The organism is Photobacterium marinum (assembly GCF_000331515.1).
Lineage (GTDB): Bacteria > Pseudomonadota > Gammaproteobacteria > Enterobacterales > Vibrionaceae > Photobacterium > Photobacterium marinum.
In genome coordinates, this window is the sequence record NZ_AMZO01000001.1 from 265908 (window position 1) to 290039 (window position 24132).

The following is a 24132-nucleotide window of genomic DNA, read 5'->3' on the forward strand; positions in this document are numbered from 1 at the left end:
ATATTGTGGCATGTTTCCCGATACTTAATGTCTATTGTGTATATTGTTGTCTTGTCTGCTATAACCTCTATTATCAATAAAAATTGTTTACTTTCAGTTGGTTATAAAAATCAAACCCTGTGATGGTAATCACCGATTTAATAAACTATTGAATTTAAACTGGCTTTTTTGCAGAAGCTGTCTGTTATTTTGAGAATGGTCAGGTGAATTGTGAACATTAAACCAAAAATCATCATTTCAGAAATGGATGAGATGCGATTAGAAGCCTTGCTGGATACCATTCCTGATTCGGTGTTAACGAAGCAAAGGTTGGAAGATGAATTAGATCGTGCCGATATTGTCGACAGTAAAGAGGTGCCGCCGAATGTTGTGACAATGAATGCGACGGTACGCTTTGCGATTTCAACTTCTGATGAAGAGATGAATCTGACACTGGTTTATCCGAAAGATATGGATGAATCCGGTGAGAAGATTTCAGTATTGGCACCTGTAGGCAGTGCTTTGCTTGGCCTTTCTGTCGGCGATGAAATTGAGTGGCCGGGACCTAATGGCGGTGTGATCAAAGTGAAGATCCTTGAAGTGATTTATCAGCCGGAGCGAGAAGGGGACTTCCACCTCTAACCGGAATTGTGATTTAACTTAAAATAGTTATCTGAATATTCAAGCAGTAGCTGTCTCAGTTACTGCTTTTTTGTTTTTCAATAAATATGCTGGTTGAGTTAGCTGATTGATTTTATTTTTCTAACTCGACTTAATCATCATTATTATCAACATAGCGTTCTGTTTGGTGATAAAGCAGACACTTTAAGCTGCATTGTGTTGCAACACGTTTGTGGGGTTAACATCTGCGTCTCACAGTAACTAAATATTTAACTTTCCGTATGCTATTGATTTAATAATTCAACATTCGTCATAAAATAATATTCGACATCGTGATAGCTTCTGTGGTGCATAATATTGAAGGAGTATGATATGCAAGATGCAAACGCTAGATTTCCGTTCATAGCTAGAGTGTTAATCCTCCGGCAGTTTTTATGGGGTGCCGCATTCTACGGAACCTACGTACTACTTACCAAGTATTTTCTGAACGAACTGAACTACAGTGAAGCTGATACCATCATGATGATGGGTGCTTTCGGTGCTGTAGGGCCGGTATTCTCTGCCGTTGGGGGCTTTGTTGCAGACAGGTTTATCGGTTCATTCCGTGCGGTATATATTGGTTATACCACCTATACAGTCGGCTTCTTCCTGCTGGGTTTTGGCGCAAGTAACCTGAATGTTGAACTCAGTATTTTTGCAATAGCTTTGATCGGCTATGCTCGGGGCTTATCTGCGACCAGCCCGACTGTATTGCTGGGTAATTCTTATTCTTCTGCCAACCGCGATTCATTCCAGCAAGGTCTGACTGTTAACTATTCAATTAACAACCTGGGTTCATTCTCATCACAGTATCTGTTCCCGTTCTTGGTTGCGTTTCTTGCCTATCAGGGCAACTTCTATATTGCTTCCGGTTTAATGTCGCTGACACTTGTTCTGTTCGTCCTTTTCCGTAAACGCCTTGTTGAAGTTGGTAACGACATTGACCGCAGAGAAGTAGACCTTAAAACCTGGCTGTGCTTTATCGTCGGTTCTGCTGCGATGCTGGGTTTGGTTTACTGGGTATTTGCTAACCTGGAAGCCGGTAAATACCTGCTGTATTCCCTTGGCGGTGCAGCGATTTTGTACTTTGTATTTGAAATCTTCCGCGCAACCTCTGCCTATAAATACAAAATGTGCAGTGTGCTGATCATGATTTTCATTATGATCTCGTTCTATTTCTACTACGGCCAGATGATGACCTCCATGAACATCTATGCGATTAACCTGATGGGAGATCACATCTTCGGCTTTATCCCAATTCGACCTGAATCCAACGCAGCATTTAACCCATTATGGTGTTTTGTGCTGGGTGCACCCGTGATCTTTGTTTACGGATGGCTGGAACGTAAAGGCTATTCTCCATCAATTCCGACTAAATTTGCTGCGGCATTCGTCTTCAGTGCTATTGCGTTCGGTATGCTTGGCCTTTCTACCGGTTTTGTCGGTGAAAACGGAAAGATCGCCGGTGACTGGATTTTGTGGGTCAACTTTTTCCAGTCCCTGGCTGAGCTGATTGTAGGGGCGCTGGGGGCTGGCTTTATCTTTGAAATGGTACCGCGTTACCTGTCAGCATTTGCAATCGGTCTGCGTTCTGTGGCCTTGTCTCTGAGTGGTATTTTGGCGGCAGTAATCTCAACCCGAATCGCATTGCCTAAAGATCAGGTGTTAACGCCAGAGATCATTGAAGGTGTGTATGCGAATTACTTCTATGGTCTGGCAGCTTTGGCGGTAGTGATGGCGGTTGTAACCCTTATGCTTTCGAAAGTGATTGCCAAACTTATCCGCAAGGGTGAAGAGTTGGAACAGCAGGATGCAGATGAGGAAACTGCAACTCAGCATTAATTCATATCATAATTTAAATTGTTACTTTTAAACGGTTCAGCTCGGTTTTGAGCTGAACCTTTTTTATGCTTTTAACCATATGATTCTAAATGGGAATATCACAAATATTTGTGACTGGTATGGCTGGTGAGACATGGATTCCTTGTTGAGATCTCATCTTTGTAAAAAAGGTTTCACTCAATATGCCATTTGTTCAATAACTTATCTTTGATCATGAAATGATAATTTCCTACATGCTAGTTTTTGCCGTGCATTATATTGAAGGAGCATAACATGCAAGACGCAAACGCTAGATTTCCGATAACAGCCAGGATATTAATCCTAAGGCAATTCCTGTGGGGAGCTGCTTTTTATGGAACTTATGTCCTGCTTACCAAATTCTTCCTGTTTGAGTTAAATTACAGCGAAGCCGACACTATCATGATGATGGGTGCCTTCGGGGCCGTAGGTCCGGTATTTTCCGCTATCGGTGGATTTGTTGCCGACCGTTATATCGGTTCGTTCCGGGCGGTATACATAGGCTATACCATTTATACCATTGGTTTCTTCTTGCTGGGCATAGGGGCTGGCAGCCTGAATGTGCCAATGAGTATTTTTGCGATCGCCTTGATCGGTTATGCTCGCGGCCTGTCAGCTACAAGCCCGACGGTGTTGCTGGGTAACTCCTATTCCGAAACAAACCGGGATGCATTCCAGCAGGGTTTGACAGTGAATTATTCCATTAACAACCTGGGATCTTTCTCTTCTAAATACCTGTTCCCGTTCATGCTGGCCTATATGGCCTACCAGGGTAACTTCTTTATTGCATCAGCTTTGATGTCACTGACTCTGATTCTGTTTGTTGTCTTCCGTAAACGCTTTACTGCTGTCGGTAATGACATTGATCGTCGTGCTGTTAGCATGAAAACCTGGGCTGCCTTTGTTGCTGGTTCTGTGGTTATGCTGGGGCTGGTTTACTGGGTATTCGCCAACCTTGATGCTGGTAAATACCTGCTGTACGCACTGGGCGCGTGCGCGATTCTGTATTTCATCTATGAAATCACTAAAGCAACGCCTGCATACAAGTACAAGATGTGCGGCGTGCTGATCATGATTTTCATTATGATCTCGTTCTATTTCTACTATGGCCAGATGCTGACCTCAATGAACATCTATGCCATTAACTTGATGGGTGAGCAGATTCTGGGCTTCATTCCAATTAAGCCTGAATCCAATGCCGCATTTAACCCGCTGTGGTGTTTCATCCTGGGTGGTCCGGTGATCTTTGTCTATGGCTGGCTTGAGAAGAAAGGATTTTCACCATCTATTCCTACCAAGTTCTCTGCAGCGTTTGTATTCAGTGCTATTGCTTTTGCATTGCTTGGCCTTTCTACCAGTTTTGTCGGTGAAGACGGCAAAATTGCAGCAGACTGGATCCTGTGGGTTCACTTCTTCCAGTCTCTGGCTGAGTTGATTGTAGGTGCATTGGGTGCTGGCTTTATCTTCGAGATGGTGCCACGTTACCTGTCTGCATTTGCGATTGGTCTTCGCTCCGTAGCTTTGTCACTGAGTGGTATTCTGGCAGCTGTGATTTCAACGAAAATTGCGTTGCCGAAAGATCAGGCGATTACGCCGGAAATTATTGAAGGCGTATACGCAAGCTACTTCTACAACCTGGCAATGCTGGCGGTTGTAATGGCTGTCGTAACACTGATTCTGTCAAAAGTGATTTCTAATTTGGTTAATAAAGGTGAAGCACTTGAAAAAGAAGCTGCTTCTCAGGATATGGCAGCAAACCATTAATTCGGTATTCTGTTGCTAGACAATAAGCGTAAGAAAAGCGCCGGCCTTATGTCGGCGCTTTATCGTCTTTATAAGGGATTCTTTAACAAGGGTCATGACTACTTCATTGCAATTGCCTTGGCTGATTTTTCCTTAGTAACAGGGAGCTTGATTTGAGCTGAAGTCATATTAACGATATCGACTTTCAGTTTGCCTTCTCCAAGCAGTTCATCAACCAGCTTTTGCGAGAAAGGCCAGTAGTTCAAAGTGGCATCAAGAGTAATATTACCGCTTATGTCTTCAGGAACCATGAAGGTGTAATCAACAACAGAATAACCGTTCGGGAGTATTCGGGTATCAGACAGGATTCTGTCCACTTCCCAGACATTCAGATCCACTACGTTTCCGTTGGCATCACCTAGGGTGACTTTAAAGTTTCGTGTGCCTTCTTCTGTATGGCCGTCAACTACGGCACCGGAGCGGTAGATTTGTTCCTTATCCGCAGTGTTAACTTTGAAATCAATCCATACTTCACGACCTTCCGGAAAACCGGTCGGCAGTTTATGACCAGCACCGACATTCGAGACCTTGATTTTGATCGTGGCCATCTCTCCGGCAACCAAATTAGCTGGCAGCTCTATAAACTCCATGGTAGCGGCGGAGCGAAGCATTTCGCGGGCGAGTTCTGCACTGTCCGGATCATCGAAATATTGATGCAGGGTAGAATTACCGCCGGTAAATTCATGAGAGTAAATGTGTTCCCGAGGTTTGCCCATAACGGCAGACTTGCCGGGGTTCGCTTTTTTTCCTGGTCCCGGTGTCATATGGCAGTCCTGACAATGGATGCCTTGTTCGTTATAGGTACTTTCCAGCCATTCATCATAGGTGCGTTCAATCGGGGTGCTGTTGAATGGGTGAGAGACATTATGACAAGCAGAGCAGAATTCAGATTTTGTCTGCAAACTCAGAAATTGCGTATTGTGATAGGGGGACTCAGCATCGGTTCGCGGGCCGAGTTTTACGTGCTTGTCTTTGTTCGGGGCCAGGATATAAGCGCCGTTATCACTACCGGTGAGTCCGACTATGTGATGGCAAACCTCACAGTTAACGCCGGGAATGTGTTCGTCGGTATCAAATGACGCGGCATTCGCATTCATACTGGTCAAGCCAATCGGGCTATGGCAGGCGACGCAAAAGTTATCGACTTTACCATCTGTTGCAGCACTGGCTCTTTTGAATAACTCTCTGTAAATCGGGTCTTCCCAGGAGTTCGCCATCACCGAGCGTTCCCACTGTTGGTAGATTTCGTTATGGCAGCCCTGACAGATTTTGGGATCCTCGAACATTTCGGGAGTGAGTTTATGTCCGTTGGTTGAGGCTCGTGATGGGTAGAAAGGAAGCTGCTGTTTGATTTGTTCCTCTGTGAGTGTCTTATGTGGCTTTAACCATTTCTCGTTGTTTCCGTTGGCAAAAGCAAATAAAGAGACAGACATTAGCATCAGGGTTAATACTGTTTGTGATGTTTGGTTGATGAATATCGCGCATTGGCAATACATGGATGAAAAAGTAAACCTGGCCGATGAGTTGTTATTGTGCATAGTTTTATCCATTGGACTGGTTAATTTACGTCAATGTCTAACTTTCAAGCCACAAGTATTGTCAGTGATATGGTGAGCAGCTGTATCGGGTTTGCGACATCAAAAAGGCTTTAAATGAGGAGGACGCCGCCAGACTGTAGAGTGATGAAGCAAAACGTTTGAAAACGATTCAGAAAAAAGAATGTCTGAATTGGAAGTGCGATGTTTAAGTAGCGTTATTCTTTTTGTGATTTAGATATAGCAGACTCTATGATCGACCTGGGAGATGAGTCGTTGGAATATGGGAAACCTTACCAATGAGATGCCTTGTGAGAGAAAAGTGAAATAGAGAATGAAACAGCGTTAAAAGAACATAAACGGATGGGGTTAAGGAAAATGTCGTTAGCCAGTTTAAAAAGTGTGATTATCATTGGCGCCGTTCTGCTTTCAGTTCAGGGCTGTAATGAAGATTTGCAGCTCTCTGCAACACCGATTAAGAATGTAGAAAAAATAACAATCAGAGAGAAGGGCGAACTGGATGTCTTTTGTCCTACCGGGATCTGCCAGTTTGAGCTGGCAGCGAATCAGGAAGCGACTGTTAACGTCAACATGCACTACGATATTTCACGGCAGTTCGACAAAATTGAAGGCGTTAGCGTGGCTGGTAAGCTGTCATCTTCAGTGAAGATGACAGGGGCAAATTCATTTTCAATGGATGTGTCGGGCAATGGTGAGCCAGCTAAAGTTCAGGTCGTCGATTATTACCGTAACTAAGATGTCTACCGAAGCTTAAACGTCAGGCTTTAATTTCCTGTGTTTTGTTTCTCCAGTAATTTGCGTTTGTGTCGGTTAGACGCGCCGGATTCAGGTTTCTCTGGAACAGGGCGTTTTTCCGCGATTAGATGACGGACAGCAAGAATCGGATGTTTGAAAAGCATCTTCGGACCTGAATAGCGCATTATCTTGCGTGACATCTCCCGGTAATCCGTTTTGTAACAGTGAATAGGGCAGAGTCGACAAGTCGGTTTTGCTTCACCATATGGGCAGCGATCAAGGCGGGTAAATGCATACTCAAGAAAGTCTTTGCACTGCTCACAGAGAGTGGGCGTTTTGTGGTGGTTTTTGCAATAGATTTTCACCATTGCCTCGATAGTTCGAAACTCTGTATCCAGGCTGCCATATAGAATAATGGCTTTGTTTGACTCACTCATACTGGTTTTCCTGCAGCACATTGCGCACAAATCTTACTTAAAGTTATATTTTAAATATAACTATATATTGGCGTAAAAATATGATCTTCGTCTAGATTTGTATGATTAAATGGAAGCAAGATGTTATGAACATGAAAAAATATCCGTTTTATCACAAGAATTACCGTCTATGGGTTGATTTACTTGGGTTTGAGCAGTAGTATCCGCACCTCTTTTTTTATGGTGGTGTATATGAGCAGATTTGAGTGCCTAGAAAGAATCGTCGACGAATACCGTAAGAAGGTTCGTGACGCGGAGTTTAATAAACAGAATGACAGTGAAGTCGCAAAAGTCCTGGTTCTGCTTGTTGGTAACTCTATGTTCAGCCTGGCAGATGAATTTGCAGATTGGGTAAATCGTGGCGGTGATCGCAGCTACGGCGGTAAGTTTTTCGTTTCTAAGCAGCTGATGACGTTGCTAGAACCTGTAACTTTCCGTGGTGTAACAGTACGCCGTGATTCGATTAAACTGTTCCGCATCTCGTAAGGGCTGTTTGAATCGTTTATTCAATTACTCTCATAAAGAAAAAATTGAGAACGTATTTAAAATCTAGCTCTGCTTCGGCTCAGCGAGATTGGCGATAAAGGATGCTTCGGCATCCTTTTTTGCGTTTGGTGGATTCAAAAAATCAAGGCTGGATCAGAGCGATAAACTGTGTTCAGATCCTTATCACAAAAAGTAAAGTCAGATAAAAGAGATAAAAAATGGATGCAGAATTCTGGCATAGCCGCTGGGCTGAAAACCGTATTGGTTTCCACTTAAACGACGTTAATCCAAAGCTGATTAAACACTGGCCGGCGGTGAGTACATCGCGGGATGATTCAGTGCTTGTGCCAATGTGTGGCAAGTCACTGGATATGACCTGGCTGGCTGAGAAGCACAACAAAGTTATCGGTATCGAACTGAGCGATATTGCAGTGAGAGCATTTTTCTCTGAGCTGTTTTATATCCCGACAGTGACATCGCTGGGTAACGGCCAAACTATGTATGAACTCGATGAAATCACAATTTACTGTGGCGATTTCTTCTCTACACAGATTGATCCTATTGATGTGGTTTATGATCGTGCCGCACTGATTGCGATGCCTGAGCCGATGCGTCTGATGTATGCCGAGCGCTTGCTGTCTATGGTGAAAGCTGGTGGTCGAATTTTGTTGATCACGCTGGACTACCCACAGCCTGAAATGGATGGTCCTCCGTTTAGCGTAACCCAGAATGAGATCGAAATGCTGTTCAAGGGATGCAAAATTACCGCACTTGAGCGTGATGAAGCAGATGAATCGCATCCTCGCCGTCAGCGTGGTCTTAGCCGCTTTGCGGAAGAAGCCTGGTTGATTGAGGTTTAAAGGGAAAGACAAGGCAGAAGAGGCACGTTGTGTAATAACAGGCACTCTTCTGCTTACATAGTGAAAAAGGAGCCATGATCGGCTCCTTTTTTGCTTGTTGTATACGTCAGTGACGGTGTCACTGAGGTGGGTGTTTCAGGAATTAAAACACCACTTTTACGTCAGCAGCTGTATTTACGGCATCACTGATAGCGTCGACGATATTATCGCGGCGGGTGAGGGCGACACCTAAACGACGGCGTCCATTGATTTCCGGCTTGGCGAAGAGGCGCAATTGAGTTTGCGGACGAGTCATAGCGACAGCCAGGTTATCAAAGCGAACATTTTCTGATGTGCCTTCCGGTAAAATCACCGCTGAAGCCGATGGACCGTATTGGGTAATTGACTGAATCGGCAAACCGAGGAAAGCTCGGACATGCAGAGAAAATTCTGACAGGTCCTGAGAAATCAGGGTCACCATGCCGGTATCGTGCGGACGAGGCGAAACTTCACTGAACAGGACTGTGTCACCTTTAACGAACAACTCAACACCGAACAAGCCATATCCACCAAGAGCATTGACAACTTTCTCCGCCACTTCTTGTGCTGCTTTCAGAGCTGCCGCAGACATTGCCTGAGGCTGCCATGATTCACGGTAATCACCATCCTGCTGGCGGTGACCGATAGGATCACAGAAGTGTACGCCATCCACAGCACGTACAGTCAGCAGAGTGATTTCATAATCAAATTCAACAAAACCTTCCACGATCACACGTCCTGCACCAGCGCGGCCGCCTTCTTGTGCGTACTGCCAAGCAGATTCGATATCAGCAGGAGATTTGATCACGCTCTGGCCCTTACCGGATGAGCTCATGATTGGCTTCACCACACAAGGTGTACCTATTTTTTCAACCGAAGCGGCGAAGTCATCATATTGGTCAGAGAATTCATACGGAGAGGTCGGGATGCCTAAAGTTTCTGCAGCCAGGCGACGGATACCTTCGCGGTTCATTGTTAGCTTGGTAGCGTTGGCAGTCGGTACAACATTCAAGCCATCTTTTTCTAGTTCGACTAGGGTATCTGTGGCAATGGCTTCGATTTCCGGTACCACATAGTGAGGCTGCTCCAGGCTGATGATTTCTTTCAGAGCCTGAGGATTCAGCATATTAATAACATGGCTACGGTGGGCGACCTGCATGGCAGGGGCGTTAGCGTAGCGATCAACAGCAATAACTTCGAGACCTAAGCGTTGGCACTCTATCGCGACTTCTTTTCCAAGTTCACCAGAGCCTAGTAACAAAACACGGGTTGCATCCGGACGAGTAGCTGAACCTAACATTGGGTTTCCTTACGTTTGTGTGTTGATTACCCGGCGGATCATACAGGATTATCAGATTTGCGCAAACGTTTGCTTTTTGGTTTTTCGGCTAAAGTTAAACAACTGAGTATTGTAAGCAGATAAATGCTTTCTGCTTGTGTTTCTGTAGGTTAGAAAGGGGGATTTGTCAAAGTTATGTCATGATTGGTTTTTACCCGTCGAGCTGAATGCGTTTTGCAGTTAAATTACTGTCATTGACTGTTATCGGTTACTTTTTTTTGCTGTAGCTTTTGGCAATAACACTTTTTTGAGCATGAACACTATGATGAAAAAAACACTATTAGGATTAGCGCTGACTCTTGGTGTTTCCTTGACGGCACAGGCTTCACAGAGCATCGGCGTCTTTTTTGGCAGCCCGATGAGCGGCATTCAGTACAAACAGAATGACCTTCGTTTTTCTCTTGGCATTGATGAGTTTGGTGTTGCTGTTGATAAGACCTTTAACCTTGGCAAGTTAGTCAGCAAACCTGAGCTTGATAGCATGTACACTTTTGTCGGCGCACAGTACGTCGATGATAAAGACGACAAACTAGGTGTTCGTTCCGGCGTCGGTTTCCAGGTACCTCTGGACCGTGTTGAGCTTTATGGTGAGGTTGGCCCGACACTGTATGTTGTAGAAGATGTAGACCTGGAACTGGAAGGGGCGATTGGAGTTCGTTACCGTTTCTAAACCGATTCTAAGTTTGGGCTTAGATTAGAGTTAAGAAAAAAAAGAGGCGAGAAACATTTAGTTTCTCGCCTCTTTTGATCTGAAATCCAAAAAAATGAATTCAGCGAATTACTTCACTTTGGTTACTTCTTTCTGTTTTCCCATTGGGTAATGAAAGCCACAGAAGTAATGATAATTGCAGCGCCAAGCCATAGGCGACCCGGTGGAACCCAACCGAATACCACCCAGCCTGCCAGCACGTTAAGCGGCAATTTAGCGTGGTCGAAAGGCTGAACGAAAGACGCATCAGCAACGGCGTAGGCTTTAGCTATTGCCCATTGAGCCAGTGCAGTCAGAAGACCTGCTCCAAGCAGCAGCAACCAGGTCAGGCCTTGATCAGGCATAGTGAATTCAGGTGCCGCCAGGAACACGTTAAACGGTGTAATAAGTAGCAGCAGGTACACAACCATGGTTGTCGGTGAATCGTGCACCGACATCTTTTTCACCATCAGAGAATAACAGGCCCAGAAGAAAGCGGCACCAACAGGCAGTAGGGTTGCCCAGGTAAAACCGTCAGCCCATGGTTCCAGAATAATCATGGCTCCCGCAAAACCGGCAAGAGTCGCCAGCCAGCGGGCTGCACCGACTTTCTCTTTCAGGAACAGGCCAGAGCCGATAGTTGCAAACAGCGGTGATGTCATCAGCAGGGCGATACCCTGCCAGATTGGCACCGGATAGGCCAGTGCCCACAGCCAGAGCTGAATACCGATAACAGACAGGAATACACGAAGACAGTGCATACCAAAGTGTTTGGTTTGTAGTGCCTGACGAAGACCAAGGGTCTTCAGCCAAGGGAAAATGGCAACGAGTGCGATGAAATACTGAAAAAATGCAACCGTCGTCGACGGCAGATGCAGCATCACGCTCAGGTATTGCGCCATGCTGTTTACAATCGCAAAGGCAAGGCCTGCGGTCAGCATCCAGCTGGCACCCTGAATCGGGTTATGTTGATGGGACATGCTCAAGTGACAAAATAATTACTGACAAAAACTTACGGCATCATACTCTTGCCGAGAAAAGGATGAAACTGATTTAAAAAGAAAAACCGCCATCAGGCGGTTTTTAACTTCAATCTTGATACATCGGTCGTTATGCCGCCACGTAAGTCAGCGGGATATCCGGATTCAGTGCTTCAAGAGTGTTCTGAGTATCAGCAAGGTGGCTGATTGTGCTGTCTGAACATTCAACCAGCGCCGCTTCAACAATGTCAGCATGCGGGTAACCGGCCATGTTCATGTTGATTAGTGCAACCTGCAGCGGAGGCAGGCTAGGGTTGAATGCTGCGTTTTCAGCGTACATGCCAACAAACGTTTTACCGTCTTTTGCTTTCAGGGCTACACCACTGAAGTTTTTGGTGTAAGGAGCGTGAGCAGAGTTCGCAGCTTTACATGCAAGCTGAACCAGCTCTTCGGTCGCTTCTGTTTTCAGACCGTGGTCAACTTTAGTCAGCAGGGCATCAGTGATGTTCAGGTCAGCAGGGCCGAATGATTCAGGCAGGTATTCCTGAAGACGTTTAGCTGCGCGCTCAGGTAGCTGAACAACAAGCTCTTTAGCGGTAGTCAGCTCGTTCATAAACTGACGGCAGTGACCGCAAGGGCTGTAGTTGATGGTAATGTCTTGAATGCCGGTTTCGCCTTTCACCCAGGCGTGGCTGATGGCGGATTGTTCTGCGTGGACAGTTTGAGACAGGGAAGCGCCGACAAATTCCATGTTAGCACCGAAATACAGACGACCCGATTCACCACGGACAATTGCACCAACATAGAAATTTGAAATCGGAGCAACGGAATAAGCTGCGGCAACAGGAAGAAGAGCAACACGTAACTCGCTGTCAGTCATGTGTGTTTCAGCAAGTAGTTTCTCGAAAACCTCAGGGCTCAATGTTGCATCAAAGTTAGCATCTTCAATTACAGGCTTAAGTGCCGTCGCCAGATCAGATGGTAAAGCGCCTAAAGCATCCATTACTTTAGTATGCATGAGTTGTCACTCCGTATTGTGTATGGAGAAACATTGTAGGCGCAGAGATGAATTCTATGTGTGATCAAGATCACATAATGCCAATGGTTGTTGCATGCATTACATAAATGAGAGTGGCGTCACACAGATTTTAGAATTCACCTCCTTATTTATCAATAAGTTAACATTGTATTCGATTACGAACACATAGCTAACTCGAAATATTTAGCTGAAAACCTGCAAAATTACAGGAAATAGCACCGGCGCGAGGATAGAAGTAATCACACCACAGATCACTAATGCCAGTGAACTGAAGGCACCTTCTTGTAGATCTTCTTCTGCGGCCTTTGCTGTACCAAGCGCATGAGACACGGTACCGATAGTCAGACCTTTCGCAATTGAAGCCTCAATACCTAACGCGCGGAACAGAGGATAACCCAGCACGGCACCGAACAGGCCGGCAATAATCACCATAATTGCAGCAATGGCAGGAACACCGCCGATTTGCTCTGAAACCGCCATCGCAATTGGTGTAGTGACGGATTTTGGCAAAATACTCGCAGTCAGCTGCGGATCGGCACCCAGAGAAAGTGCGATTGCAGAACCTGTTATCATCGACAGTACACTACCGGCCAGACAAGTAGTGAAGATAATCTTCCACTTCTCACGGATTTGAGTTAGCTGCTCATAAAGCGGGAAGGCCAGTGCGACAACGGCCGGTTCAAGCAGGCTGTTCAACCATTTGTTTTGTTCAAAATAAGTGTCATAAGGTACATGCAGCCACATCAACAAGGGAATAATAACCACAAGGCAGATTAAAAGAGGGTTGATGATAGGGTGTTGCAAGCGTTGAGCAACCAGTCGAGAAACATAAAACACGACTAGAGTGGTGACCAGCCAGATCATTGTTTTTCCTTATAGTGTGTAGCTAAGCCGATAACGATAAATACAACCAGGCTGCTGCCGATAGTGCTTAGAAGAATAGGTAAGGTATTGGATGAAATTAAATCAAGATAGTTAATCAGGCCGACGCCAACAGGCACGAACAGCAAAGCCATATGACGGATCAGAAGATGGCAGCCTTCTTTCGCCCACTTAGCTGGAATAGCCCCGATAGCGAGTGTGAAGAAAAGAATCAGCATACCGATAATACTGCCGGGGATCGCAAGCCCGGAAAAATGCTGAATAGCCTTACCTGCGAACAGGCAAAGAAAGATGATCAAAAAAGAACGTAGATATGCCATGAGCCTGTATTACTAATGAAGTGACCCATTCATCATACAAAATAGATTGAGTGTGATCTAGTCCACAAAATGTGTTTTCAAATTTGCACAGTTAAAGGTTGGTAATTACCAGCGTAGCAATACCGGCTGCAGCAAGCAGAACCACAAAAACCTTATGAATCAGATTGTTTTTGGTCCTTTGTGCTTTTTGGGGGTCGAAACTGGTGTCGTTATTGTGAGGATCGGGTAGTTTGGGCTGTTTTTCGTCATTGTGAACCAAACGACAGGTTTTTTCCGGCAGCGGAACACGAAATCCATAATGGCCGATAGCCTCAATAGGAATCGCCATATTCCCGTCATTGACCAACTTACGGGTGAGTGATCGCAGCAGGATATTAAGATCGAAATGACTGCTGTCGGCATTAGATTCGGCGACAGTAAAGGTTTTATCGTAAAGCGATTGATAGCTGATCACCTCTCCGGCGAAATAGCAGAGGGTCTCCAGTAAGCGAGATTCATAAACGGTAAGAGTCGTTTCCGAGTTATCACGCCAAACCAATAGCTGCAAATCAGGCTCAAAATCTACTTTTTCAAAGCGATAGCATCGTGTTAAGGCTTTAGTTGTCATATCAATCACTTAACTCCAACAAAGAAGGCTTCATGATTTCTTTTGCAACCCTGTTGGAATTCGCAGGCAGGGAACAGCATCAGAGGATCACACAACGTCGGATTTCAGACAGTCTGGTCGAATATTTTCAACCACAGGTATAAGTTTTGACGCGAGAAACACTATCTTCAATCCTGCTGGGCAGAATTATGTCTTAAAAGAAAGCCCACCGACGTAAGACACCGATGGGCTTTGAAAAAAACAGTGTGATTACAGTGAATTAACTACCTAACAAGAGCCGCAATTTTTATTCGATCTCGCCGAATTTTCAAACAAGGTTGTTAACGTAGTCGTACACGGCTTTCAGGATTTTCATCTTTTTCTCATCAGACTGATGCTCCATAGCCGTGGCTTCGAGGTTTTCCATATAAGCAGGCAGGTTAGATTCGAAGTAATCCTGGCAATGGTATTTCCATTGCTGCTGATCTTTGAAATCCAGCGTGTTCGGGAAGTTGCGGGCACGATAACGGAACAACAATGGCTTGATGCGCTTGTCGTCAACTTTCAGATCAAGTTTGCCCAAGTCTTCCGACTGTGTTTCGCGGATAATATCAATTGTCGAGCGGTCGGAGTTTGAGAAGAAACCGTCATATAGCATGGCATCAACATTGGTATTCGGCTCATACTCGCGTTCAGCACTGTACAGGGCAACCAGCTTCTCGCGGATCTCGGGATGAGATTTCAGAATTTGTAGGTGCTTCAGGCACTGTTCGCGGTCAATACCGATTCGTTCAGCATCTTCAGCCTTCAGTGTTTTCGCCGGAGCCAGAACCGGACACTTATTCAGGTGAACCAGCTTCACCGGAACCGGAAGCTCATCCGGCGCAAGGTCAACACGCTTGGTGTAAAGTCTTTCACGCAGAGTATCCGCATCAAGCTCAATAAGAGGTGTCGGATCCATTGCCAGGTTAACCGTAATCACCGCATTCTTGTTGGTCGGGTGCCAGCCCACAGGGACAATCCAACTGGTATTGCCGCACTCAACGCCGAACATACCGGATACATGCACCAGTGGTGTCAGCTCGACAATATCGATAAGCTCTTGCAGCTTACGCTTATTGCGCAGGTTAAACAGGTAGTTGAACAGCTTAGGCTGGTTTTTCTTAATGATTTTCGCCAGCTCGATAGTGGCGTACACATCCGCCATTGCATCGTGGGCATTGGCGTGTTCAATGCCATTGGCAACCGACAGGTGTTCCAGTTTAAAGCTCGGCAGGCCTTCATCATTATTCGGCCAGTTAATGCCATCCGGACGCAGTGCGTAACAGGTACGCATGATATCCAGCATATCCCAGCGTGAATTACCGTTCTGCCAGCTCCATGCATATGGATCGTAGAAGTTACGGTAAAGGGTATAGCGGGTAACTTCATCATCAAAACGGACATTGTTATAGCCGATCACGCAGGTATTCGGCTTAGAAAGCTCCGCGTGAATTTGGGCAATAAACTCCGGCTCAGGCAAGCCTTTTTCAAACGCTTCCTGTGGTGTGATACCTGTGATCAGACAGGCTTCAGGGGAAGGCAGGTAATCAACCGGCGGCTTACAGTAGATAACCAGCGGCTCACCAACGATGTTCAAATCCATATCGGTACGAACACCTGCAAACTGACACGGACGGTCAGTTGCTGGGTTGGCACCGAAGGTTTCATAGTCCAGCCAAAACAGGCTTGGTTCATTTTCGTGATTCATAGTAATTTCCAGAAGCCATCGGCTTGGTATTAAGTGCCTGTTCTAACAATGGCTTTTCAATGCTATACTGTTCATCTATACAGTGGTTAATTCCAGCGCTTTTTCGTTTGGGATTTGCATTTGCGTCCAAATCTGCGTCCAAAAATTTTGGGAGTGCGTCCAAAATTGCTCCGAACCTAGCGCTCAAATCAGCGACTTTACAAGGATTTAGTATGACTATACTCGACCGACAACTAAAATTGATCTCAAAGCTTGAAATCTACGATGGTCCACCTGAACTAAATGACGGAGAAGGGCTGATTGCCCGTATCTCGCCCTCGGCGAACATAACATTTCAGTACCGTTGTCGGTTCAACGGTAAAAGTCTCAGAATTAAGATCGGTAAGTATCCCGCAACTAGCCTGAAGGAGGCAAGGCGGAAACATAAAATCATGATGGAATTGAGGGAATCAGGAAGAAATCCCGAAATTGCCAATACCGGAGAGCTGGAATTCGTTACCTTAGACGACTGCGTGAACTACTGGCTCAAACATTACGTCCCCACGTTAAAGAAGGGCACACAAGCGCTTTACCATTCCTTCGCCAATAACTACTTCCTTGGTGCCTTCCCCGACAGAAACGTCGAAACAATCTCCGCCCGAGAATGGATGCAATGGCTTGATGCCATTAGCGAACAAAAGCCCAAAACTGCCAACTCACTTTTTACTAACCTGCGTTCCTGCCTTAACTTCTGCAAAAACAAATTCATTATTGAAAGAACAGATATAGACCGTATCAAGAAACAAAATGTCGGCGCCCGGCCAGAAACAGGGAGCAGGGTGCCGACCTGGTCTGAACTTGCTCAAATCTGGCTGGCCATAGAAAGAAGCCGAGCCAGCACTTCTAACAAAACCCTTCATCAACTCACGATGCTTTGGGGCAACCGCCTTTCAGAGCTTCGCCTTGCCCGTCGTTCCCACTTCGATATGGAAGCCGGCATCTGGACCGTGCCGAAAGAACTCAGCAAAACCAACAAACCTATCCGCAGGCCAATTCCCACCAAAGCCAGAGCAATTTTAGAACGCGTGATGGAAACCTATGATGATGTCTTGTTTCCCGGCGCTGACCTAAACACACCAATCTCTATTTCCGCAGCTAACCGTTATATCAGAAGAATCCGCGCCAGCCTGCCATTAGAACACTGGCGAACCCACGACTTCCGCCGTTCCCTTTCAACCGGGGCATCAGAGCTAGGCGTGATGCCGCATGTAGTGGAAAAGATGCTCGGCCACGAGCTGGGTGGCGTGCTGGCCGTGTACAACAAGCACGACTGGATCGAAGAGCAAAGAGAAGGGTATGAGCTATACGCCAAAAATCTGTCATACTTTCTAGGCATGGATGACGGATAAGTTATTTACAGAAAGCATTTCATATGGTTTCATATAAGTAGTTGTGCTTTAGGTTTGGGTTGGTCGCGAGCCTTATTGCACAATAAACGAACTTGGTTCGTTAATCTTCTTCGTATATTAGGCGGTACAAGAAAGATATACGAACTTTGTTCGTAGAATAAAATGTTATATGTTTATTTTGTTAAGAGGAAATATAGATGTCAGTGACATTAGCAGCAGGCGTTACGTTAATTGATTTTCTCAATAAATCCTTAGAAACACTAAAGTTAGTACAGCAAGATAATCCTGATTCTAGTGAGTTACAGCTACATTTGGCAACGTTAACCCAGCAACTATCATTAACAATGGTTGAAGCAGCACAATTACAAGGCATTCTAGCTCAAAAGAATGAAGAAATTAGGCAGCTTAAACAGCAGCTAGAACAAAAAATAACAGTAAAATACGATTCTGAAACTGAAGTTTACTGGTCTGAAGGGGATGATACGCCATATTGTACTAAATGTTACGAGCGTGATGGTAAACTAGTTCACCTAAGATTTTATAAGAATAGCGGTTGGGGTGAGACGCCTAGACCACATCATAATTGTTCGGTATGTAATGCTTCATATTACAAGACTCACAAGGGAGCAAACATATAACAAGGCAATCAAGGTGATGCGTTACACTCGGCGGTTTTGGTATGGAGTTCAGTGTGCTTTGTTGGTTCAGTGGGGCACACCTTATCGCAGGCGTTATGCCCTTGAAAGGTAGTTAAGTATGAAGTTTGATTTCCATATTGGAACGATAGATGAAGTTTTAAAAGTTGATGCTCAAATACCAGAGTTTGATGGCAGAACGACAGCAAATAAATTAATAACTAAATTAGCGGATAAAGCCAATTTAATTCTAATTGCATGCCATGATAACAAGCCAATAGCACACAAAATTGGTTATGAGGTTTCTAACACTGAGTTTTATAGTTGGCTTGGAGGAGTTGCTCCAAAGTATAGAAAACAAGGTGTCGCAACCGAGTTACGAAAACAACAAGAATCATGGGTTATTGATAATGGTTATAGCGCAATCAGTGTAAAATCAATGAACAAGTATCCAGCGATGTTGCAGTTGCTAATTTCTAGTGGCTATCAAATATCAGGTTACGAAGATAATGGTTGTGTTACCAGTAGCAAAATTAAGTTTATCAAATACTTAAACTGATGGCATAACAAGGCAATCAAGGTGATGCGTTACACTCGGCGGTTTTGGTATGGAGTTCGGTGCGCTTTGCTGGTTCAGTGGGGCACACCTTATCGCAGGCGTTAGAGCTATGGTGGGAATATATGATGAAAACGGAAAAAATTATAATATGTTTAGCCGCATTATTATTTGCTCATAATAGTTATGCTCAGATGATATGCCCTAAAATCAAATATGAAAAAGATTATAAGAGTAATCTTCCAACGTTGGATGAGGATGAAATAATTAATAAAAATAAGGCGTTAATACCTGGTGGAGAGCTTACATGTAAGGTTTCTTTTAGTTATAAAACACTGAAAAATAATAAAAGATACAGAATAGAAGAAGGTTTGCATGATGGAGTAAAGTATAGAATTTTCTTTTCTGATGGTAGTGGTAGTATTCAAGGTTTAGCTCAAAATAAGCTTGACTATGTCAATGATAAGCTTGGAACTAATTGGTCAATGAGATGTGATGTCGACGGAATGGATGACTCACATTGGTGCTCTATTGACAAAGGCGATCTTCGAGTAGGTATCTGGAAAGATGGTACCTTTTTTGTGAGTGTGGGTAGTAACCATTACCCAAATTCAAAAGTTGTCGTTCGTATCAATAAAAACAAACCAATTTCAGCGTCAGAAAATATAGGTTTTACTAAAGAAAAATCTATCAAAATTATTGAGCAACTAGAAAGTGGTAGTTCGGTGTTAACCAGATACCAAGAGTGGCCATATCAAAGCAATATAGATACATCAACGGATCTTTTTGGCTTTTCACAAGCTTGGTTTATTTTGCAGAAAGTCTATGAGTCAGTAGGGGAGCATAAATAGCTCTAACAAGGCAATCAAGGTGATGCGTTACACTCGGCGGTTTTTGTATAGAGTTCAGTGTGCTTTGTTTGTTTAGTGGGGCACACCTTATCGCAGGCGTTATGTGCAATAAAGAACAATAGGAGCATTTATAGTGAAAGGGATACAAACAACAATATTGTTGGCAATAGTTATCGCGCTACCAGCTATAGCTTATATGCACCCGTTGAACTCAGCTGCAATTGCAGTAGTTTTTGTAATAGCAGCTACAGTATCTGGAATAATATTGGGTTCCATAACGTATATCGCTAAGTGCATAAATATACATGCAACTAACAGATCAATTGTAATACTATCGGGAGTCACAAGTGCGGCAATAGTATTTTCGTCACTATTTTATTTGGTGTCTGATAGATATAGTTCAGAATCTAACATACCACCTCCTGTTTCCTCAATTGTACAACCGCCAAGGGACTCATCACCAATTCCTGCCAGGGAATTCTTATACAGTCATGAAGAACCGAATGAGCGATACGGAGCATATGGCTATCTATTATTTATTTCTCGGCCAACCAAAGAAACTTATGCAAGGTATGAGGAAGTCTGTAAAAATTACATAAGCCACATGGAACACCTAAAGGAGTATCCTCATATATATTCAAGAAGGCTTATGGTTACGTACTGGTTGTTGTCAGGACGTCTTCCGAAAGGTGCGTTAAATGATTGCGCCACATTAATTCAATTTTACGATTATGCAAGGGCTAAAGAAATAGCTAGTGCGGTCGGTGCTTTATCCTTCAATGGGCCAGTTCTTGTTGCGTGGAAATATCCGTACATATACTCAGATGGAACATATGAAGATCATGCAATAACCTTCGATATGTCGCGTTTTTCGAATGAAGATATTTCGCGTGCTACAAATATTTGGTTGAGCATAATAGTTGAACCGGAAAATGGCCTGAGGCACGACACAGTAGTTTTTGCTGAAGAGTTTAGAAATCTTTTGCAGAGATATGGTGAAGATATACTGGCATTTATAGACAAACAGTCATGAGGCGCAAAGCACATAACAAAGCAATCAAGGTGACCCGTTACACTCGGCGGTTTTGGTATGAAGTTCGGTGCGCTTTGTTAGTTGAGTGAGGGACTCCTTATTGCAGGCGTTATTACTACTTCGAGGTATGGAGATTTAAATTGGATAAAAAACACGAGCAATCGATCATTGATGGCTTCTTTGACCATTTCAAAGAAATTGCAGAAGAAAACGGAGAAAGGCTTACAAGGTGTTCTTCGGATGGTCAGGATAGTCTTTTAGGTGGAGACTATATCTTTACAAACAATACTATGTTTGTTTTAGCTGAGTTTAAGTATGAAGAAGAAGATATTAAATCAGAAAAGAAAAAGTCTAGAAGACTAAATCTATGTTTGAGTCTCGATGAAGATGTGCGTAGATTACAACAAAGCCTTCAGTGTCATTATATTGGTTGGTCTACTAATTCTAATGGACGTACAGTTGAGTTTAATAAGTATTATTATGAAGTCTGTAATACTACAGTGTTCAGTCCATCCACACCGCTTCAAAAAACAACTCCCAACTATAGAGAGCGTAAAAAGGCAGATAGGCTTATCAACGATTTCCTTAACGGAAGCATCGGAGCAAGTTACAAGGTCTTCGAAGTGTATATTGATTGGTTATTAAGTCTAGAAGAAGGCGGTTCTGATAGTGTTGAGCTTATTTCTCGAGATCCGAATAGCAAAAAAATGAAAATGATAGACTTTAAATCCGTGTACGATTTAAAAGTTTGGCTTGATTACAATAAACCTAAACCAACGAAGAAACCACCGACCCCACCAAGTCCTTTCCACCCATAATAGCTAACAAAGCATTTAAGAGTGATTTCCAACGCTTGGTATTTTCAGTTCAAAGTTGGGTTTCGTGTTAACGGCGCAATGATTTAGGTAAGGTGGTAGCGTTGCTCATACCTTAATGCGCAAGGCAAATATTGAGGTATATATGAAAAAAGTACATATCGGATATAACATTCCGACTCAAGAACATGTTTTTATTGAAAGATATTATAATGACGACGGAACACAGGCAGTAAAAACAGTTATAAGCTGTCCGGATGACAATTGGAACTATAACATGGACTTTTTAACTGAAGATGAATTTGAGATATTGACTGATAGGGATGAATCGCAGTCACTTAAAGAAGAGATTTATTTAGACAATTTAGGTGGTGAAGTTACCTCTTACTTTATATTCTTTTAATAAGCACCACCGTAAGTCACTTGCTTGCTGGCGTTATGTGCCAACATCCGCAGAATTAAAGGTCGTTTTATGAACCTGTTGATTGCAAATCAGTCTATCAAGGAACAAATGGAAAATTGGATTACAGCCGTGATCAAAGAGTACGAGTTGAATGGAGAAGTTCGCAAACACGATAGATGCAATATGATTTCAAACGGTATTTCTTTGCTAATGCGTTGTCAAACAAATGATATAGATGAATTGTGCCTAGTTATTGCCACGGTTAGACTTGATAAATCGTTACAGAGTCAAGGTTGGTTTAAATCATTTCTAAGTTACTGTATCGATATTAATCCATGGGATATCGTAGCGATCGAAGATGTTGACAATCCTAGGTTGCGAGAGTTTTGCAAAAAAAACGGCTTTGCTCCTATTAGTAAGTTTTTTGCAACATCATTTATAGTCAATCAACAGTTTATGAAAACCCTTGCTGTAAAAGAGTTTAATTCGTAGCGAAGGCAACGTTTACCTAACAAATTTTCAAGAGTGATTCCCAACGCTTGGCAATTTTAGCTAAAGGTTGGGATTTGTGCTTAAGGTGAAAAAGTTGAGCTCAGGTGGTAGCGTTGTTCAGCTTAATGCGAAAATTTAAAAGCGGCCCTCCGGCCGCTTCCCTTGTTCACTTCCCACAACCACCAATCCCTTCTTTCCAATCTTCAACTGCGGAACGTAACCATCTTAGTGGCATCAGTGTAACTGGGTTGGGGAAGCCGCGGGTTTGTCGCCATTTGTAGATGGTGGCTTTACTGGTGATGTGGAACATATCCAATACTTCTTGATGGCTGATCAGTTGAGGTGATGACTGCTCATCTAAGGCTTGTACTGGTTGTGATTCTTCGGGTGATTGCTCATGTTTATCTTTAGATTTTAACTGTGACGGTGTCACGTTAATGTCTGATTTCACGTTATATGAGATATCGACAGTAGGGTAGTTAGTGTAGTTGTACATCTTTCTGCTCCTCATCTACTTCAAACCATGCGTTTTCACCATCTGCTTCAATCATTCCGGTGGCGCCGCAGTCTAAACATTTGGCTTGGTCGCCAGAATAAAGCCATTCGTCATTACCTCGTTCGGTGGTAACTTCAATCTGAACACTTTCGCACCGTTCGCATGTCAGCCAGCTTGGTCTTAGTTTCTTACTCATTGCAATGTTCCTGATTCGGGAATTTACTGGTCAGGTAAATTCGGTTAAAAGTTGAAAGGGTGAGGGCTCATGCTTTCCCCCTGGTTCGGTTATGAACTTTTACTTGGTAGCTGATATCAGTCCATTGGTACACGCACTGTTTTACTTGCTTCATAATTCCGAGTTCGCAAAATGCTCGGATGTAGTGATAACCGCGGGAACGGTCGAGTTCCAAAAGGAAAGCGAGCTGGCCGCCGTTGGGAACTTCATTCGTTTTTTCAAAGTGCGCTTTGCATGTTTCAAGTGCGTGGTTTTCCGCTTTGGTGAGTATGATTTCCATTGCCGCTCCTTAGCTTTTTATTGTCCTCACAAAATCGGATGGTTCGGTGATTTGGTGCAGGCGAATTCGGTTTAAGGTGTGCCAGCATTTGGCGTCGCCTTTGAAAACGCCGTCGCATCCGTTCGGTAATTGGCTGTCGCATTTTTCACATTTGCTAAGTGTTACGCGTAACTTTGGTATTACTTCGTGAACGCGGTGAATCATTGAAGATATGGCTTCGTCTTCACTGAGTGTTTCGCCGGGTGGGGCAAAGAATTCGCAGATCTCTTTCAGCATTGCGGATTCTTTTAGGCCGATAACAGATGTAACTTTCCTTTGCCCTAATGCTTTGCGGCGATCGCGAAGGGCTTGTTGCCGACGGCGGCTTTGTAGAATTTTGGTTTCTTTGTTCATAGCTGTTCAACCTCATCCAGTTGTTTGGCTTTTTCGATCAGCTGGTTTGAAAGGTTGTGGATCTCGGCAGAGTTTGCGGCCTGAATATGGTATCTGTTCGGATTGATCATGTTGATCAGGTGTCAGAATCTGACATGAACCTGTTAACCCGCTTGGCCAAGCGTTACGGTGCTGTCAGCAAGCCTGCCAACGGCTAGTGGCTGTTTTTAAAAGAAGGCGAGGGTAAGTCTGCCTCAGGCAAAAAGCTTACTAGTATCACTATCAGGCCGGAGCAGGTAACGAACTGGCAGTGCCGGTTTAGTTCTCGAAACGATGTTCGTCGTGTGACCGCTACTTATCACGATGTTGAATCTGGCGATACCAAAGAAGTGTCAACCGGAACTGGTGAGCCGGAATTTAAAATCGTCTTCAAGTATCCCAATTACGACGAAGCAAAAGCTGCAGTGGCTGCAAGGGCCAAAGCGGTGAAGTCGGGGTGATGTCACCATACCTGCAAATATGTCACTAATGCCGTTAGTGGCTGAAGGACACCTCACGC

General features: G+C 44.1%; 30 protein-coding genes. 17 read left to right on the forward strand and 13 right to left on the reverse strand.

Annotated features, from left to right (window positions below; translation table 11 throughout):
- Positions 1-210 precede the first annotated feature (210 nt).
- From rnk to C942_RS01200, 3 genes are all read left to right on the forward strand, one after another.
- Entirely contained in the window at positions 211-621 is a 411-nt protein-coding gene (gene rnk / locus C942_RS01190) for a nucleoside diphosphate kinase regulator (RefSeq protein WP_007461524.1), read from the forward strand.
- A 351-nt stretch (positions 622-972) separates the two neighbouring features.
- A complete protein-coding gene (locus tag C942_RS01195; RefSeq protein WP_007461526.1) occupies positions 973-2481 on the forward strand; it encodes a peptide MFS transporter in 1509 nt (502 codons plus the stop codon).
- A gap of 273 nt (positions 2482-2754) precedes the next feature.
- On the forward strand, positions 2755-4263 hold the full coding sequence (locus tag C942_RS01200) for a peptide MFS transporter (protein ID WP_007461528.1): 1509 nt from the start codon (positions 2755-2757) through the stop codon (positions 4261-4263).
- Positions 4264-4361: 98 nt separating this feature from the next.
- Here C942_RS01200 and C942_RS01205 read toward each other — a convergent pair whose 3' ends face one another.
- On the reverse strand, positions 4362-5735 hold the full coding sequence (locus tag C942_RS01205; protein ID WP_007461530.1) for a multiheme c-type cytochrome: 1374 nt from the start codon (positions 5733-5735) through the stop codon (positions 4362-4364).
- Between the two features lie 480 nt (positions 5736-6215).
- On the opposite strand from C942_RS01205, the gene C942_RS01210 reads away from it, so the two are divergent.
- Positions 6216-6593 (forward strand): hypothetical protein, encoded by a 378-nt coding sequence (locus C942_RS01210; RefSeq protein WP_036798217.1) that lies wholly within the window; start codon positions 6216-6218, stop codon positions 6591-6593.
- 29 nt (positions 6594-6622) lie between these two features.
- Here the strand turns inward: C942_RS01210 and C942_RS01215 are convergent, their stop codons facing one another.
- Positions 6623-7030, reverse strand: coding sequence for a nitrous oxide-stimulated promoter family protein (locus C942_RS01215; protein ID WP_007461533.1), 408 nt, complete (start codon positions 7028-7030; stop codon positions 6623-6625).
- A gap of 231 nt (positions 7031-7261) precedes the next feature.
- Between C942_RS01215 and C942_RS01220 the strand changes: the two genes are divergently transcribed.
- The gene (locus C942_RS01220) at positions 7262-7555 is read left to right on the forward strand and encodes a hypothetical protein (protein ID WP_007461536.1); all 294 of its coding nucleotides are present in this window, start codon (positions 7262-7264) and stop codon (positions 7553-7555) included.
- Between the two features lie 218 nt (positions 7556-7773).
- Positions 7774-8415, forward strand: a complete 642-nt coding sequence (locus tag C942_RS01225) for a thiopurine S-methyltransferase (protein ID WP_007461538.1) — start codon at positions 7774-7776, stop codon at positions 8413-8415.
- A 142-nt stretch (positions 8416-8557) separates the two neighbouring features.
- On the opposite strand, the gene purT is transcribed toward C942_RS01225, so the two are convergent.
- Complete coding sequence (gene purT / locus C942_RS01230; RefSeq protein WP_007461540.1) at positions 8558-9733, reverse strand: formate-dependent phosphoribosylglycinamide formyltransferase; 1176 nt, start codon at positions 9731-9733, stop codon at positions 8558-8560.
- Between the two features lie 301 nt (positions 9734-10034).
- Between purT and C942_RS01235 the strand changes: the two genes are divergently transcribed.
- A complete protein-coding gene (locus C942_RS01235) occupies positions 10035-10442 on the forward strand; it encodes a hypothetical protein (protein ID WP_007461542.1) in 408 nt (135 codons plus the stop codon).
- Positions 10443-10564: 122 nt separating this feature from the next.
- Here the strand turns inward: C942_RS01235 and C942_RS01240 are convergent, their stop codons facing one another.
- The 6 genes from C942_RS01240 to sbcB form a co-directional block, all read right to left on the reverse strand.
- Complete coding sequence (locus tag C942_RS01240; protein ID WP_036798219.1) at positions 10565-11440, reverse strand: DMT family transporter; 876 nt, start codon at positions 11438-11440, stop codon at positions 10565-10567.
- 130 nt (positions 11441-11570) lie between these two features.
- Positions 11571-12458 carry a cytidine deaminase gene (gene cdd / locus C942_RS01245; RefSeq protein ID WP_007461544.1) on the reverse strand — a complete coding sequence of 296 codons (888 nt, stop codon included), beginning with the start codon at positions 12456-12458 and terminating at the stop codon, positions 11571-11573.
- Positions 12459-12662: 204 nt separating this feature from the next.
- Positions 12663-13340: a CidB/LrgB family autolysis modulator gene (locus tag C942_RS01250; RefSeq protein ID WP_198160155.1), complete on the reverse strand. Its 678-nt coding sequence runs from the start codon at positions 13338-13340 to the stop codon at positions 12663-12665.
- Positions 13340-13681, reverse strand: coding sequence for a CidA/LrgA family protein (locus C942_RS01255; protein ID WP_007461549.1), 342 nt, complete (start codon positions 13679-13681; stop codon positions 13340-13342). Before C942_RS01255 ends, C942_RS01250 begins: the two co-directional genes overlap by 1 nt.
- 91 nt (positions 13682-13772) lie before the next feature.
- A complete protein-coding gene (locus C942_RS01260) occupies positions 13773-14288 on the reverse strand; it encodes a helix-turn-helix domain-containing protein (protein WP_007461551.1) in 516 nt (171 codons plus the stop codon).
- A gap of 307 nt (positions 14289-14595) precedes the next feature.
- Complete coding sequence (gene sbcB / locus C942_RS01265) at positions 14596-16017, reverse strand: exodeoxyribonuclease I (protein ID WP_007461553.1); 1422 nt, start codon at positions 16015-16017, stop codon at positions 14596-14598.
- Between the two features lie 212 nt (positions 16018-16229).
- Between sbcB and C942_RS01270 the strand changes: the two genes are divergently transcribed.
- The 8 genes from C942_RS01270 (at position 16230) to C942_RS01305 (ending at position 22190) form a co-directional block, all read left to right on the forward strand.
- Complete coding sequence (locus C942_RS01270; RefSeq protein WP_036798221.1) at positions 16230-17405, forward strand: tyrosine-type recombinase/integrase; 1176 nt, start codon at positions 16230-16232, stop codon at positions 17403-17405.
- Between the two features lie 197 nt (positions 17406-17602).
- The gene (locus C942_RS01275; protein ID WP_036798225.1) at positions 17603-18043 is read left to right on the forward strand and encodes a hypothetical protein; all 441 of its coding nucleotides are present in this window, start codon (positions 17603-17605) and stop codon (positions 18041-18043) included.
- A 118-nt stretch (positions 18044-18161) separates the two neighbouring features.
- Positions 18162-18599, forward strand: coding sequence for a GNAT family N-acetyltransferase (locus tag C942_RS01280; RefSeq protein ID WP_036798228.1), 438 nt, complete (start codon positions 18162-18164; stop codon positions 18597-18599).
- Positions 18600-18658: 59 nt separating this feature from the next.
- Complete coding sequence (locus C942_RS01285; RefSeq protein WP_051035682.1) at positions 18659-19447, forward strand: hypothetical protein; 789 nt, start codon at positions 18659-18661, stop codon at positions 19445-19447.
- A gap of 133 nt (positions 19448-19580) precedes the next feature.
- Complete coding sequence (locus C942_RS24965; protein WP_007461561.1) at positions 19581-20480, forward strand: hypothetical protein; 900 nt, start codon at positions 19581-19583, stop codon at positions 20478-20480.
- Between the two features lie 140 nt (positions 20481-20620).
- A complete protein-coding gene (locus C942_RS01295) occupies positions 20621-21298 on the forward strand; it encodes a hypothetical protein (RefSeq protein WP_007461563.1) in 678 nt (225 codons plus the stop codon).
- 142 nt (positions 21299-21440) lie between these two features.
- Positions 21441-21698 carry a hypothetical protein gene (locus C942_RS01300; protein ID WP_157372526.1) on the forward strand — a complete coding sequence of 86 codons (258 nt, stop codon included), beginning with the start codon at positions 21441-21443 and terminating at the stop codon, positions 21696-21698.
- Between the two features lie 69 nt (positions 21699-21767).
- Positions 21768-22190 (forward strand): hypothetical protein, encoded by a 423-nt coding sequence (locus C942_RS01305; RefSeq protein WP_036798235.1) that lies wholly within the window; start codon positions 21768-21770, stop codon positions 22188-22190.
- Positions 22191-22356: 166 nt separating this feature from the next.
- Here the strand turns inward: C942_RS01305 and C942_RS24260 are convergent, their stop codons facing one another.
- The 4 genes from C942_RS24260 to C942_RS01325 form a co-directional block, all read right to left on the reverse strand.
- Positions 22357-22686: a helix-turn-helix transcriptional regulator gene (locus tag C942_RS24260; protein WP_007461567.1), complete on the reverse strand. Its 330-nt coding sequence runs from the start codon at positions 22684-22686 to the stop codon at positions 22357-22359.
- Positions 22670-22882 (reverse strand): hypothetical protein, encoded by a 213-nt coding sequence (locus tag C942_RS01315; RefSeq protein ID WP_007461569.1) that lies wholly within the window; start codon positions 22880-22882, stop codon positions 22670-22672. The genes C942_RS24260 and C942_RS01315 overlap by 17 nt, the downstream gene beginning before the upstream one ends.
- Before the next feature lie 67 nt (positions 22883-22949).
- Complete coding sequence (locus tag C942_RS01320; RefSeq protein WP_007461571.1) at positions 22950-23201, reverse strand: hypothetical protein; 252 nt, start codon at positions 23199-23201, stop codon at positions 22950-22952.
- Positions 23202-23210: 9 nt separating this feature from the next.
- Positions 23211-23594, reverse strand: coding sequence for a hypothetical protein (locus C942_RS01325; RefSeq protein ID WP_007461572.1), 384 nt, complete (start codon positions 23592-23594; stop codon positions 23211-23213).
- Positions 23595-23650: 56 nt separating this feature from the next.
- Here C942_RS01325 and C942_RS25260 point away from each other — a divergent pair, with 56 nt between their 5' ends.
- Positions 23651-23791 carry a hypothetical protein gene (locus tag C942_RS25260; RefSeq protein ID WP_198287458.1) on the forward strand — a complete coding sequence of 47 codons (141 nt, stop codon included), beginning with the start codon at positions 23651-23653 and terminating at the stop codon, positions 23789-23791.
- Between the two features lie 126 nt (positions 23792-23917).
- Positions 23918-24073 (forward strand): hypothetical protein, encoded by a 156-nt coding sequence (locus tag C942_RS25265; protein ID WP_007461576.1) that lies wholly within the window; start codon positions 23918-23920, stop codon positions 24071-24073.
- Positions 24074-24132: the final 59 nt, after the last annotated feature.

Bases quoted from the DNA above. Each gene is read 5' to 3' on its own strand.
- C942_RS01195 (WP_007461526.1), top strand. From the start codon at position 973: ATGCAAGATGCAAACGCTAGATTTCCGTTCATAGCTAGAGTGTTAATC.
- C942_RS01200 (WP_007461528.1), top strand. From the start codon at position 2,755: ATGCAAGACGCAAACGCTAGATTTCCGATAACAGCCAGGATATTAATC.
- C942_RS01205 (WP_007461530.1), bottom strand. From the start codon at position 5,735: ATGTCTGTCTCTTTATTTGCTTTTGCCAACGGAAACAACGAGAAATGG.
- C942_RS01210 (WP_036798217.1), top strand. From the start codon at position 6,216: ATGTCGTTAGCCAGTTTAAAAAGTGTGATTATCATTGGCGCCGTTCTG.
- C942_RS01215 (WP_007461533.1), bottom strand. From the start codon at position 7,030: ATGAGTGAGTCAAACAAAGCCATTATTCTATATGGCAGCCTGGATACA.
- C942_RS01220 (WP_007461536.1), top strand. From the start codon at position 7,262: ATGAGCAGATTTGAGTGCCTAGAAAGAATCGTCGACGAATACCGTAAG.
- C942_RS01225 (WP_007461538.1), top strand. From the start codon at position 7,774: ATGGATGCAGAATTCTGGCATAGCCGCTGGGCTGAAAACCGTATTGGT.
- purT (WP_007461540.1), bottom strand. From the start codon at position 9,733: ATGTTAGGTTCAGCTACTCGTCCGGATGCAACCCGTGTTTTGTTACTA.
- C942_RS01235 (WP_007461542.1), top strand. From the start codon at position 10,035: ATGATGAAAAAAACACTATTAGGATTAGCGCTGACTCTTGGTGTTTCC.
- C942_RS01240 (WP_036798219.1), bottom strand. From the start codon at position 11,440: ATGTCCCATCAACATAACCCGATTCAGGGTGCCAGCTGGATGCTGACC.
- cdd (WP_007461544.1), bottom strand. From the start codon at position 12,458: ATGCATACTAAAGTAATGGATGCTTTAGGCGCTTTACCATCTGATCTG.
- C942_RS01255 (WP_007461549.1), bottom strand. From the start codon at position 13,681: ATGGCATATCTACGTTCTTTTTTGATCATCTTTCTTTGCCTGTTCGCA.
- C942_RS01260 (WP_007461551.1), bottom strand. From the start codon at position 14,288: ATGACAACTAAAGCCTTAACACGATGCTATCGCTTTGAAAAAGTAGAT.
- sbcB (WP_007461553.1), bottom strand. From the start codon at position 16,017: ATGAATCACGAAAATGAACCAAGCCTGTTTTGGCTGGACTATGAAACC.
- C942_RS01270 (WP_036798221.1), top strand. From the start codon at position 16,230: ATGACTATACTCGACCGACAACTAAAATTGATCTCAAAGCTTGAAATC.
- C942_RS01275 (WP_036798225.1), top strand. From the start codon at position 17,603: ATGTCAGTGACATTAGCAGCAGGCGTTACGTTAATTGATTTTCTCAAT.
- C942_RS01280 (WP_036798228.1), top strand. From the start codon at position 18,162: ATGAAGTTTGATTTCCATATTGGAACGATAGATGAAGTTTTAAAAGTT.
- C942_RS01300 (WP_157372526.1), top strand. From the start codon at position 21,441: ATGAAAAAAGTACATATCGGATATAACATTCCGACTCAAGAACATGTT.
- C942_RS01305 (WP_036798235.1), top strand. From the start codon at position 21,768: ATGAACCTGTTGATTGCAAATCAGTCTATCAAGGAACAAATGGAAAAT.
- C942_RS24260 (WP_007461567.1), bottom strand. From the start codon at position 22,686: ATGTACAACTACACTAACTACCCTACTGTCGATATCTCATATAACGTG.
- C942_RS01315 (WP_007461569.1), bottom strand. From the start codon at position 22,882: ATGAGTAAGAAACTAAGACCAAGCTGGCTGACATGCGAACGGTGCGAA.
- C942_RS01320 (WP_007461571.1), bottom strand. From the start codon at position 23,201: ATGGAAATCATACTCACCAAAGCGGAAAACCACGCACTTGAAACATGC.
- C942_RS01325 (WP_007461572.1), bottom strand. From the start codon at position 23,594: ATGAACAAAGAAACCAAAATTCTACAAAGCCGCCGTCGGCAACAAGCC.